Consider the following 12,501-nt stretch of genomic DNA (forward strand, 5'->3'; position numbering starts at 1 on the left):
CACGCGCCGCGTGGGAGCTTTCAGCAATCAAGCACTGTAATAACCGACCGCCACCAGCATGTTCCCGACCTTCTTCAGGTAGGCATGCTTGTTCTCGACCTTGCCGGTCACCGGATTTTTCCAGCGGTATTCATACTCGCCCTCATCCTGTTTGCCGATCAACGACAGAATCGGCTCGCCCACCGGTTTGCCTTCCGGGTCGTCGACCTTGGCGAAATCGGTGTTGATCAGCCGCAGGTTGGTGCCGTGGGCGACGTAGCGGTGGTTGTTGAGATTGACCACGAACACATACAGGTCGTCCTGCAGGTAACCGCCCTTGAGCGAGTTGATCGCGGACAGCGTGCCCTTCTCGTCCTTGGTCAAATCGCTGGCCGCTTTGTCGAGCAACGCTTTTGCCTGCTCCGCCGACGCCCGCGGCAAGTAATAACCCACCGCCAGAATCCGCTGACCGATGCGTTGATAGTAAACGTGCTTGCGCTCGACCTTGCCGTCGGACCAGTTCTGCCAGCGGTATTCGGCCTGCTGGATGCCGTTGCCTTCCGGCACTTTCAAGGCGTCCTTGAAGGACTTCTGCAAGTCCGGCCCGAGGACTTCGCTGACGTCGCGACCGATCAATGCCGACGACGGCCCGCCGCTGGCGAGCATCACGCCCTTGGTGTCGACCACGAACACGTAACGGTCCTTGTCGACGAATTCGCCCTGGCGGCTGAACGCCGCGAACGCCTTGTCGCCGTTGTCGTGGTAATAGGCCAGAGCCTTTTCCAGCAAGGCGATGGCGGCCTTGCTGTCGTCTTTTTCCGTGGTGGCCGCATTGGCCTGACCGAAACTCAACAGCAGCACCGCGCCGAGCCAGGCCAGCTTGTGCACAAACCCCATGACGCATCCCTCGTTCTTGTTGGTGTTTCAAGAGCGTAGACGGCCTGAAGGCATGTATGGATATTCAGAAAGCTTCTGAATGTTGCTGTGGCGAGGGCGTTCGCGCCCTCGCCACACAAGAGGCTTACGGACGGGCGTTGAGTTGCTGTTGCAGGTTCTGGATCTGCGCTTGCAGGGTGTTGATGTTGCGGGTCATCTGCGCTCGGAACGCATCGAACTCGGCGGTGTTGGTGCCTCCCTGCGCAGCGGCCGGACGGTTGTCCTGCTCGCTCTTGAGGATGACGATTTCCTGCTCCAGACGATCGATCGCCGGGTTCGACCCACCTTGTTTTTTCAAAGCCGTAATGTCGGCACCGAGGCTCTTGAACTGCGCATCGAATCCCTTCACCTGTGCATCAAAGCTCTTGAGCTGAGCATCGAGCTTGCTGGTGTCGGCCGAGGTGCTTTTCAGCGTGGCCAGTTCGGCGCTCAGGGCTTTGACCTGGGCCTGCAACTGAGTGTTGGCGTTCTGTTGTTCAGTGGTCTGGGCGGTCATCTGCGCCAGCCGCTTGTCCAGATCCGTCGCCTGCCCGGCCACGCCCTGCTGCTGTTTGCTCTGATCCTGAAGCGCACTTTGCAGCTGTTTGATCTGCAGCTTCAACGCTTCGCTGTCGGTGGTGACGTTGGTCTGGCTGGCCACGACCTTGCCGGAAATGTCCTGCAGGCGCCCCGCCGCTTCCTCACTGATGCGCGCGAAACTTTCCTGGGTCGCCACCAGTTGCTGCTCCATCAGCGAGATCTGCTGGAAGCTCCACCAGGCAAGACCAATGAAGGCGAAGAACAATGCGCCGACCAGTGCCCACAACGGCCCGGTGCTGGCGGCCTTGACCTTGACCACCGGCGGCGTGCGCGAATGCACGGTGGTGCGGGCGGTGACCGGAAAATCGTCGTCATCGAGGGTGTCGGCGCGCAGGCTCGGTACATCGTCGAAATCGTCGTGGGCATCGTTACGCATGGACATTGAGGCAACCTTTGTGAAACGCGGTGATGGCAGAGTGGGGCGAAGTATAAACCCCGCGGCCGCTGGGGTTGACCCTCAAGCCGTGGCGCGGTTCAGTGCCGGCCGGCAGATTCGTATCAACGAATGTCCTGGGCCTTCCACCAGCCACAGAACTCATCGAGGGCCGTCCACAGACTGACTTTCGGATCGTAGTCCAGATAATGCCGGGCGCGACTGATGTCGAGGGTGAAATTTTTGTTCATCACCTGCATGCCCAGGCGCGACAGGGTCGGCTCGGGACGCCCGGGCCAGAGCTTGCACACCCCTTCGTTGAGCGCCGCCACGCTGTAGGCCAGACCGTAGGAACGGTACTTGGTGACCTGTGGGACTTCCATCTTGCGCATCACGTAATTGACCACATCCCACAGCGGCACCGGAGCGCCGTTGCTGATGTTGTAGGCTTTGCCCAACGCGGAGGCGTCGGCCAGCAGGCTGCTGAGCAACGCTTCGTTGAGGTTGTGTACGCTGGTGAAATCGACCTTGTTCAGACCGTTGCCGATGATCGCCAGACGGCCCTTGCGCTGCATGTTCAGCAAGCGCGGAAAGATGCTCATGTCGCCGGCGCCGGTGACGAAACGCGGGCGCAGGGCGAGGGTTTCGAGGCCGAATTCCTGGGCGCCGAAGACCTTTTGCTCGGCCAGGTATTTGGTCGCGGCGTAGTGATGCTTGAAGCGCTTGGGCACTTGCTCTTCGGTCAGGCCGAGATGGTCGCGACCGTCAAAGTAGATCGAGGGCGACGACAGATGCACCAGCCGCCGGACCCGTTGCTTCAGGCAGGCCTCGACCACGTTTTCGGTGACTTGCACGTTGCCCTGATGGAAGTCCTGATAACGGCCCCACAAACCGACCGCGCCGGCGCAATGCACCACGGCTTCGACATCGCTGCACAGCGCACGCACCAGATCCGGATCGCTCAAATCGCCTTGAACGAACTCGGCACCGCGACGCACCAGATGCTCGACACCCTCGGCCCGGCGACCGTTGACCCGCACGTCCAGGCCCTGCTCCAGGGCGAAACGCGCAAAGCGTCCGCCAATGAAGCCGCTTGCGCCGGTGACCAGAATTTTCATGTAGAGCTCCAACAAAACCAGCTGCAAGCTTCGAGCTTCGAGCTTCGAGCTGCAAGGTAAATACAGTACGCAAGCGCTTTACTTGGCGCTTGCAGCTTGACGCTCGTAGCTGCTTTCAGGCCACCAGCCATTGCGCCGACGAGCGCACCAATTGCTCGGTCAACAGCCCGAGCAACTGACCGCCATTGCGCCAATGATGCCAATACAAGGGCACGTCGATCGGTTTATCTGGCAACAGTTCGCGCAGTACGCCGCGCTCCAGCTGCTCGCGCACCTGCAATTCCGGCACCAGTCCCCAGCCAAGCCCGGCTTCGGTCAGGCGGATGAAACCTTCGGACGACGGGCACAGGTGATGTTCGAAACCGCCATCGACGCCGAGGGAGGCGAGGTAACGATGCTGGAGAAAATCGTCCGGGCCAAACACCAGCGCCGGGGTGCGCGGCAATTGTTCGGCCCGCACGCCGTCGGGAAAATGCCGCTCGATGAACGCCGGACTGGCCAGCGCCCGATAGCGCATCGCTCCGAGCAGCACGCTGCGCGCGCCTGCCACCGGACGCTCACTGGCGCACAGGCAACCGGCCACTTCACCGGCGCGCATGCGCTTGAGGCCGACGGTCTGGTCTTCGACGATCAGATCGAGCAATAGATGTTGTTCGGCGCAGAAGTCGCCCACCGCCTCGGCCCACCAGGTGGCTAGGCTGTCGGCATTCAGGGCGATGCGCAGGCGTTCCGGCAGGCCCTCTTCGTCCAGCGCCGGCACCAGCGTCTGCAAATCCCGTTCGAGCAGGCGCACCTGCTGCACATGGTTGAGCAGACGCCGGCCAATTTCGGTTGGCGACGGCGGTGTCCCGCGTACCAGCACCGGTTGGCCGACCCGAGCTTCCAGCAGTTTGATCCTTTGGGAAATCGCCGATTGCGAAAGGCCCAACACCTGCGCCGCGCGTTCGAATCCGGCCTGCTCGACCACAGCGGCCAGAGCGGAAAGCAATTTGTAGTCGAACATCAGTTTTCCTAATGAGCGATCAGCACTATTGGTTTTTCTTATACCGCGTCAACCGGGAGAATAGCCAGCAAGCACTCTTTATCAAGGACCACCATGATGGCTGGCGAAACCTCATTGACCACCCTGCTGCGCAGCATGAGCCCGCAGCTCAATGCCGGCGAATACGTGTTCTGCACCTTGCGCGACGGCCAGTTGCCGAGCGGTCTGGAAATCGTCGGCAGTTTCCGCGAACAGGAAGGCCTGACGGTAATTCTCGAACGTTCCCGCGCCGAGCGCGCCGGTTTCAGCTTCGACTACGTCGCAGCCTGGATCACCTTGAACGTGCATTCGGCGCTGGAAGCCGTCGGCCTGACCGCCGCATTCGCCACCGCACTGGGTAAGGCCGGGATCAGTTGCAACGTGATTGCCGGCTACTACCACGATCATTTGTTCGTCGGTCAGGCCGACGCCGAACGCGCCATGCAAGTGCTGCGCGATCTCGCAGCCAACGCGGAGTAACCGTCATGTGGCAAAGCTATACCAACGGCTTGCTGGTGGCGTTCGGGCTGATCATGGCGATCGGCACCCAGAATGCTTTTGTCCTGGCGCAGAGCCTGCGGCGTGAACATCACCTGCCGGTCGCCGCGCTGTGCGTCGCCTGTGATGCGTTGCTGGTGGCGGCCGGTGTGTTCGGTCTGGCCACGGTGCTGGCGCAGAACCCGACCTTGCTGGCGGTTACCCGCTGGGGCGGCGCGGTGTTCCTGATCTGGTACGGCAGCCAGGCGCTGCGCCGGGCCTGTTCGAAACAGAGCCTGCAACAGGGTGAAAACCAGACCGTACGTTCGCTGCGGGCGGTGATGCTCAGCGCTCTGGCGGTGACCCTGCTCAACCCACACGTCTATCTCGACACCGTTTTGCTGATCGGCTCCCTCGGTGCGCAACAGTCGGTACCCGGCGCTTATGTGGTCGGCGCGGCGAGTGCTTCGCTGCTGTGGTTCTTCACCCTGGCGTTCGGCGCGGCATGGCTCGCACCGTGGCTGGCACGGCCGAGTACGTGGCGGATTCTGGATCTGCTGGTAGCGGTGATGATGTTCACGGTGGCGGGGCAATTGATATTGGCTTCCTGAATTATTCCAAAAGGCTCTGGAACCTCTATCCCACACAGTTGTTGCGTGGTTAAGCCGCACCCCCGGTGCTATGATCCGAACCCTGCGCCGCAAAGAGTAAAAACTCGCCGGTGCATTTCTGGCCGCCCGTGATCGGCCTTGCGCTCACCGCAACAGACCTGATTAGGAGAATCATCATGGCTTTCGAATTGCCGCCGCTGCCTTACGCACACGATGCCCTGCAGCCGCACATTTCCAAGGAAACCCTGGAATTCCACCACGACAAGCACCACAACACCTATGTCGTGAACCTGAACAACCTGGTGCCAGGCACCGAGTTCGAAGGCAAGACCCTGGAAGAAATCGTCAAGACTTCCTCGGGCGGCATCTTCAACAACGCCGCTCAGGTCTGGAACCACACCTTCTACTGGAACTGCCTGGCGCCAAACGCCGGCGGTCAACCAACCGGCGCCCTGGCTGAAGCCATCAACGCGGCTTTCGGTTCGTTCGACAAGTTCAAGGAAGAGTTCAGCAAAACCTCGATCGGCACATTCGGTTCCGGCTGGGGCTGGCTGGTGAAAAAGGCTGACGGTTCCCTGGCTCTGGCCAGCACCATCGGCGCCGGCAACCCGCTGACCAGCGGCGACACCCCGCTGCTGACCTGCGACGTGTGGGAACACGCTTACTACATCGACTACCGTAACCTGCGTCCTAAGTACGTCGAGGCGTTCTGGAACCTGGTCAACTGGAAGTTCGTGGCCGAGCAGTTCGAAGGCAAGACCTTCACCGCTTAAGCTGCACGCCAGAAAAAAAACCCGGCTATTGCCGGGTTTTTTTTCTGCCCGCAGAAATCATCACGGATGCGTCGCATCACCAACAGGGCCTTTTCCCACACGTAAAGCAGCCCTTCTCGCCTTGCCCCCAAGCCACGGCGAACTACCATCAAAAGAGGAAAAATTGTCCGACGCCCCTCAAGTTGGAGGCCAAAACTACCGACACAGTACAAATAGGGCAAATACTCCAGACAGCAGCATTTCGGCCAAGGCCACGGACAAATTTTCCGCGGCTCGATTGTCCCTTTGACTGCCAACACGGGATTGCCAATACTCATGGCAACTTGACGCTACCCGCACGGAACAAGGAATAACCCTTTGAAGCTGGAACTCAAGAACAGCTTGTCGGTGAAGTTGCTCCGGGTCGTGCTCCTGTCGGCATTGATCGTCGGCGTGGTCTTGAGCTGCGCGCAGATCGTTTTCGATGCCTATAAAACACGCCAGGCCGTCGCCGGCGATGCCGAACGCATCCTCGACATGTTCCGCGATCCCTCCACCCAGGCGGTTTATAGCCTGGACCGGGAGATGGGCATGCAAGTGATCGAAGGCCTGTTCCAGGACGACGCTGTGCGCCAGGCCTCCATCGGCCATCCCAACGAAGCGATGCTCGCGCAGAAATCCCGTGAGCTGCAGCATTCCAACAGTCGCTGGCTGACCGACCTGATCCTCGGCCAGGAACGCACGTTCACCACCCAACTGGTGGGACGCGGCCCCTACAGCGAATATTACGGCGACCTGAGCATTACCCTCGACACGGCCACCTACGGTCAGGGTTTCATCGTCAGCTCGGTGATCATCTTCATTTCCGGCGTGTTGCGCGCCTTGGCCATGGGGCTGGTGCTGTATCTGGTCTATCACTGGCTGCTGACCAAACCGCTGTCGCGGATCATCGAACACCTCACCGAGATCAACCCGGACCGCCCCAGCGAACACAAGATTCCGCAGCTCAAGGGCCACGAGAAAAACGAACTGGGGATCTGGATCAACACCGCCAACCAGTTGCTCGAATCCATCGAACGCAATACCCACCTGCGCCACGAAGCGGAAAACAGCCTGCTGCGCATGGCCCAGTACGATTTCCTCACCGGCCTGCCGAACCGCCAGCAATTGCAGCAGCAACTGGACAAGATCCTGGTGGATGCCGGCAAGCTGCAGCGCCGGGTTGCGGTGTTGTGTGTCGGACTGGATGACTTCAAAGGCATCAACGAACAATTCAGCTACCAGACCGGCGACCAATTGCTGCTGGCACTCGCCGACCGCCTGCGCGCCCACAGCGGTCGCCTCGGCGCCCTCGCCCGTCTTGGCGGCGACCAGTTCGCGCTGGTGCAGGCCGATATCGAGCAACCCTACGAAGCGGCGGAACTGGCGCAAAGCATTCTTGATGACCTGGAAGCGCCGTTCGCCCTCGATCATCAGGAAATCCGTCTGCGCGCGACCATCGGCATCACCCTGTTCCCGGAGGACGGCGACAGCACCGAGAAGCTGTTGCAGAAAGCCGAGCAGACCATGACCCTGGCCAAGACCCGCTCGCGCAACCGTTATCAGTTTTATATCGCCAGCGTCGACAGCGAAATGCGCCGCCGTCGCGAACTGGAAAAAGACCTGCGCGACGCCTTGCTGCGCGATCAGTTCTACCTCGTCTATCAGCCGCAGATCAGCTACCGCGATCATCGCGTGGTCGGCGTCGAGGCATTGATCCGCTGGCAGCATCCGGAACACGGTCTGGTGCCGCCGGACCTGTTCATCCCGCTGGCCGAGCAGAACGGCACCATCATCGCCATTGGCGAATGGGTGCTGGATCAGGCCTGCAAGCAACTGCGCGACTGGCACGATCAGGGCTTCGTCGATCTGCGCATGGCGGTCAACCTGTCCACCGTGCAACTGCACCACGCCGAGCTGCCGCGGGTGGTCAACAACCTGTTGCAGATGTACCGCCTGCCACCGCGGAGCCTGGAACTGGAAGTCACCGAAACCGGCCTGATGGAAGACATCAGCACCGCCGCCCAGCACCTGCTGAGCCTGCGCCGCTCCGGCGCCTTGATCGCCATCGACGACTTCGGCACCGGCTACTCCTCGCTGAGTTATCTCAAGAGTCTGCCGCTGGACAAGATCAAGATCGACAAGAGCTTCGTCCAGGACCTGCTGGACGACGACGATGACGCGACCATCGTTCGCGCCATCATTCAACTGGGCAAGAGCCTGGGCATGCAGGTGATCGCCGAGGGCGTGGAAACCGCCGAACAGGAAACCTACATCATCTCCGAAGGCTGCCATGAAGGTCAGGGCTACCACTACAGCAAACCGCTACCGGCGCGCGAGCTGAGCATTTATCTCAAGCAGGCCCAGCGCAGCAACGCGGCCATCCTCTGAAATCTCCCTGCGAAGCCCGGCAAACCCCTTGATCCGCCGGGCGTGCTCTACGCTGTTGATCCAGCGCAACCCCCGCGCAAATAAGAAATATTTCCAGCTACAACCCTTTACACATAATGCGAAAGATTTGCATTATGTCGCAGCTTTTGCGCACCCCCGCGCCTGTCCACTCAATTACCGAAGCAGGATGTTCGCCATGATTCGTATGCCTCTGGCTACCGCCAGTCTGCTGGCCATCGCTATTTCCCTCGCCGGTTGCGGCGAAGGTAAAGACAAAGACAAGGCCGCCGCTCCTGCGCCGACCCCGGCTGCCAGCACCGCTGCACCGGCTGCGCCTGCTGCCGCCGGTAAAGTCGACGAGGCCGCCGGCAAAGCCGTTGTCTCGCACTACGCCGACATGGTCTTCGCCGTTTACAGCGATGCCGAATCCACCGCGAAAACCCTGCAAACCGCCATCGACGCGTTCCTCGCCAAGCCGAACGCCGACACCCTGAAAGCCGCCAAGGCTGCCTGGGTCGCCGCCCGCGTTCCTTACCTGCAGAGCGAAGTGTTCCGCTTTGGCAACACCATCATCGACGACTGGGAAGGTCAGGTGAACGCCTGGCCTCTGGACGAAGGCCTGATCGACTACGTCGACAAGTCCTACGAACACGCACTGGGCAACCCGGGCGCCACCGCCAACATCATCGCCAACACCGAAGTACAGGTCGGCGAAGACAAGGTCGACGTCAAGGACATCACCCCGGAAAAACTCGCCAGCCTGAACGAGCTGGGCGGTTCCGAAGCCAACGTTGCCACCGGCTACCACGCCATCGAATTCCTGCTCTGGGGCCAGGACCTGAACGGCACCGGCCCTGGCGCCGGCAACCGTCCTGCGTCGGACTACCTGGAAGGCGCCGGCGCCACCGGCGGTCACAACGATCGTCGTCGTGCCTACCTGAAAGCCGTGACCCAGCTGCTGGTCAGCGACCTGGAAGAAATGGTCGCTAACTGGAAGCCGAACGTGGCCGACAACTACCGCGCCACCCTGGAAGCCGAACCGGCTGAAAGCGGCCTGCGCAAAATGCTGTTCGGCATGGGCAGTCTGTCCCTGGGCGAACTGGCCGGCGAGCGCATGAAAGTGTCCCTGGAAGCGAACTCCCCGGAAGACGAACAGGATTGCTTCAGCGACAACACCCACAACTCGCACTTCTACGATGCCAAGGGCATTCGTAACGTGTACCTGGGCGAGTACACCCGTGTCGACGGCACCAAAATGACCGGCGCCAGCCTGTCGTCGCTGGTGGCCAAGGTCGACCCGGCTGCCGACACCGCGCTGAAAGCCGGTCTGGCCGCCACCGAAGCCAAGATCCAGGTCATGGTCGATCACGCCAACAAGGGTGAGCACTACGACCAGTTGATCGCGGCCGGCAACACCGCCGGCAACCAGATCGTCCGCGACGCCATCGCTTCGCTGGTCAAGCAGACCGGTTCGATCGAAGCCGCTGCCGGCAAGCTGGGCATCAGCGACCTGAACCCGGACAACGCCGATCACGAGTTCTGATCACAGCGTCCGCGTTAAAAAAGGCGACCTTCGGGTCGCCTTTTTCGTTCTGGCTGACCTGACGTGCATCAAGCAAACGATAATTCCTCTTATTCAAACCCCCTCGCCCTGTTAGACTTTGCGCCTTTAAATTCGCCCCTCTTGCAGGAAGTCTGATGCCCTCGCTGCCTCTTCGCTTGTCCGCACTGTTTCTGGCCCTGGGCCTGAGTGCCTGCGATGACGCCCCGCGTTTCACCAAGGCCGAGCCGGGTGAGGCCCGTTCCGGCGGCGCGGCGACCGTGCGCAAGAGCGATCAGAACGCGTTTTCCCTGCCGTCGGCCAACCTGCCGCCTTCGCGGCGGGTGGACTTCAGCGTCGGCAACAGCTTCTTTCGCAGCCCGTGGGTGATCGCGCCATCGACCACCACGGCCCGCGATGGCCTCGGCCCGCTGTTCAACACCAACGCCTGCCAGAACTGCCATATCAAGGACGGCCGCGGCCATCCGCCGACGCCGGATGCGGCCAACGCGGTGTCGATGCTGGTACGCCTGTCGATTCCCGATGCGCCGGCCTATGCCAAGGTCATCGAGCAAGTGGGCGTGGTGCCGGAGCCAGTCTATGGCGGCCAGTTCCAGGACATGGCCGTCCCCGGCGTCGCGCCGGAAGGCAAGGTGCGGGTCGATTACACGCCGGTGCCGGTCCGCTTCAAGGACGGCACCGAGGTCGAGCTGCGTAAACCGGTCCTGCAGATCACCCAGCTCGGCTACGGCCCGATGCACCCGGACACACGTTTCTCGGCCCGCGTTGCACCGCCGATGATCGGCCTGGGCCTGCTCGAAGCGATCCCGGAAGAAGCGATCCTCGCCAACGCCGCCGCGCAGGCCAAAGAGAACAACGGCATCAACGGCCGGCCAAACCGGGTCTGGGACGATGAGCAGCAAAAGACCGTCATGGGGCGATTTGGCTGGAAAGCCGGCCAGCCGAACCTCAATCAACAAAATGTTCACGCGTTTTCTGGTGATATGGGCCTCACCACCAGCCTGAGACCGTTTGATGACTGCACCGACGCGCAAACCGCCTGCAAACAGGCACCGAACGGCAATGGCCCGGACGGCGAACCGGAAGTCAGCGACAACATCCTGCGCCTGGTGCTGTTCTACAGCCGCAACCTTGCCGTTCCCGCCCGCCGTGGGGTCAACGATGCGCAAGTGCTGGCCGGCAAGAATCTGTTCTTCCAGGCGGGTTGCCAGTCCTGTCACACACCGAAATACACCACCGCCGCCAACGCGGCCGAACCTGAACTGGCCAATCAAGTGATTCGCCCGTACAGCGATCTGCTGCTGCACGACATGGGCGAAGGCCTGGCGGACAACCGCACCGAATTCCAGGCCTCCGGCCGCGACTGGCGCACCCCGCCGCTGTGGGGTATCGGCCTGACGCAGGCGGTCAGCGGCCACACCCAGTTTCTGCATGACGGCCGCGCCCGCAACCTGCTCGAAGCCGTGCTCTGGCACGGCGGCGAAGCGAAGGCGGCGCAGCAACAGGTTTTGTCTTTCAACGCCGAGCAGCGTGCCGCGCTGCTGGCGTTCTTGAACTCACTTTAAACACTTAAAAGAATCGGGAGCCCGACATGTTCCGTCCCAAGCTGTTGTTCACCAGCCTTGCCGCACTGGCCCTCGGCGCGTGCTCGCCGCAGGATCCGCAAGCCGTCACCTCGGCGGCCATCGCCAAATCGGTGATCCTGCCGACCTACACCCGCTGGGTCGAAGCCGACAAGCAACTGGCCGTCAGCGCCCTCGCTTACTGCCAGGGCAAAGAGTCGCTGGACACCGCCCGTGCCGACTTCCTGCACGCGCAGAAAGCCTGGGCCGAGTTGCAACCGCTGTTGATCGGCCCGCTGGCCGAAGGCAACCGTTCGTGGCAGGTGCAGTTCTGGCCGGACAAGAAAAACCTGGTCGGCCGTCAGGTCGAGCAACTGGTCACCGCGCAGCCGCAGATCGATGCCGCCGCACTGGCCAAGTCCAGCGTCGTGGTTCAAGGCCTGTCCGCTTACGAGTACATCCTGTTCGACGCCAAACCTGACGTCGCCAACGACGCGCAGAAAGCCAAGTACTGCCCACTGCTGGTGGCCATCGGCGAGCGTCAGAAACAACTGGCCGAAGAGATTCTCAGCAGCTGGAACAACACCGACGGCATGCTCGCGCAGATGAGCAAGTTCCCGAACCAGCGCTACGCCGACTCCCACGAAGCGATCGCCGATCTGCTGCGGGTACAGGTCACCGCCCTCGACACCCTGAAGAAAAAACTCGGCACGCCGATGGGCCGTCAGAGCAAGGGCGTACCACAGCCGTTCCAGGCCGATGCATGGCGCAGCCAGTCGTCGATGGAGTCGCTGGAAGCCAGCCTCGCAGCGGCCAAAACCGTCTGGGAAGGCGTCGACAACAAAGGCCTGCGCGGCCTGCTGCCGGCTGAGCAAAAGCCGCTGGCGGACAAGATCGATGCAGCTTACGCGGCGTCGCTCAAACTGTTCGGCAGCACTCAGCGCTCGCTGACCGAAATGCTCAACGATGACGCCGGTCGCCAGCAGCTCAACGACATCTACGACAGCCTCAACGTCGTCCACCGCCTGCACGAAGGCGAGCTGGCCAAGGCGCTGGGCATCCAACTGGGCTTCAACGCCAACGACGGTGACTGATGAGGGCA

The 12,501-nt window shown here is 61.6% G+C and carries 11 protein-coding genes; 7 read left to right on the forward strand and 4 right to left on the reverse strand.

The features are described 5' to 3' along the window. Positions 1-27: 27 nt before the first annotated feature. From C1X29_RS18450 to C1X29_RS18465, 4 genes are all read right to left on the reverse strand, one after another. Positions 28-876 (reverse strand): cache domain-containing protein, encoded by an 849-nt coding sequence (locus C1X29_RS18450; RefSeq protein WP_102687219.1) that lies wholly within the window; start codon positions 874-876, stop codon positions 28-30. A 124-nt stretch (positions 877-1,000) separates the two neighbouring features. Beyond that, positions 1,001-1,876, reverse strand: a complete 876-nt coding sequence (locus tag C1X29_RS18455; protein WP_102687218.1) for an ATPase — start codon at positions 1,874-1,876, stop codon at positions 1,001-1,003. 116 nt (positions 1,877-1,992) lie between these two features. Continuing rightward, the gene (locus C1X29_RS18460; protein WP_085684455.1) at positions 1,993-2,985 is read right to left on the reverse strand and encodes an NAD(P)-dependent oxidoreductase; all 993 of its coding nucleotides are present in this window, start codon (positions 2,983-2,985) and stop codon (positions 1,993-1,995) included. A 115-nt stretch (positions 2,986-3,100) separates the two neighbouring features. Beyond that, the gene (locus tag C1X29_RS18465) at positions 3,101-3,988 is read right to left on the reverse strand and encodes a LysR family transcriptional regulator ArgP (protein ID WP_064383809.1); all 888 of its coding nucleotides are present in this window, start codon (positions 3,986-3,988) and stop codon (positions 3,101-3,103) included. A gap of 96 nt (positions 3,989-4,084) precedes the next feature. On the opposite strand from C1X29_RS18465, the gene C1X29_RS18470 reads away from it, so the two are divergent. From C1X29_RS18470 to C1X29_RS18500, 7 genes are all read left to right on the forward strand, one after another. Beyond that, positions 4,085-4,486, forward strand: coding sequence for an ACT domain-containing protein (locus tag C1X29_RS18470; RefSeq protein WP_102718061.1), 402 nt, complete (start codon positions 4,085-4,087; stop codon positions 4,484-4,486). A 5-nt stretch (positions 4,487-4,491) separates the two neighbouring features. After that, complete coding sequence (locus C1X29_RS18475; protein WP_102718062.1) at positions 4,492-5,094, forward strand: LysE/ArgO family amino acid transporter; 603 nt, start codon at positions 4,492-4,494, stop codon at positions 5,092-5,094. Between the two features lie 176 nt (positions 5,095-5,270). After that, positions 5,271-5,867 carry a superoxide dismutase gene (locus C1X29_RS18480; RefSeq protein WP_003227660.1) on the forward strand — a complete coding sequence of 199 codons (597 nt, stop codon included), beginning with the start codon at positions 5,271-5,273 and terminating at the stop codon, positions 5,865-5,867. Between the two features lie 357 nt (positions 5,868-6,224). Further along, a complete protein-coding gene (locus tag C1X29_RS18485; protein ID WP_011335711.1) occupies positions 6,225-8,276 on the forward strand; it encodes a bifunctional diguanylate cyclase/phosphodiesterase in 2,052 nt (683 codons plus the stop codon). Between the two features lie 196 nt (positions 8,277-8,472). After that, the gene (locus tag C1X29_RS18490; protein ID WP_102718063.1) at positions 8,473-9,819 is read left to right on the forward strand and encodes an imelysin family protein; all 1,347 of its coding nucleotides are present in this window, start codon (positions 8,473-8,475) and stop codon (positions 9,817-9,819) included. A gap of 155 nt (positions 9,820-9,974) precedes the next feature. Continuing rightward, positions 9,975-11,402, forward strand: a complete 1,428-nt coding sequence (locus C1X29_RS18495) for a di-heme oxidoredictase family protein (RefSeq protein WP_085745258.1) — start codon at positions 9,975-9,977, stop codon at positions 11,400-11,402. A gap of 26 nt (positions 11,403-11,428) precedes the next feature. Beyond that, positions 11,429-12,493, forward strand: coding sequence for an imelysin family protein (locus tag C1X29_RS18500; protein WP_007953243.1), 1,065 nt, complete (start codon positions 11,429-11,431; stop codon positions 12,491-12,493). The last annotated feature ends 8 nt before the right edge of the window (positions 12,494-12,501 follow it).

Source organism: Pseudomonas sp. GW456-12-10-14-LB2 (genome assembly GCF_002884345.1).
Taxonomy (GTDB): Bacteria; Pseudomonadota; Gammaproteobacteria; order Pseudomonadales; family Pseudomonadaceae; genus Aquipseudomonas; species Aquipseudomonas paraglycinae.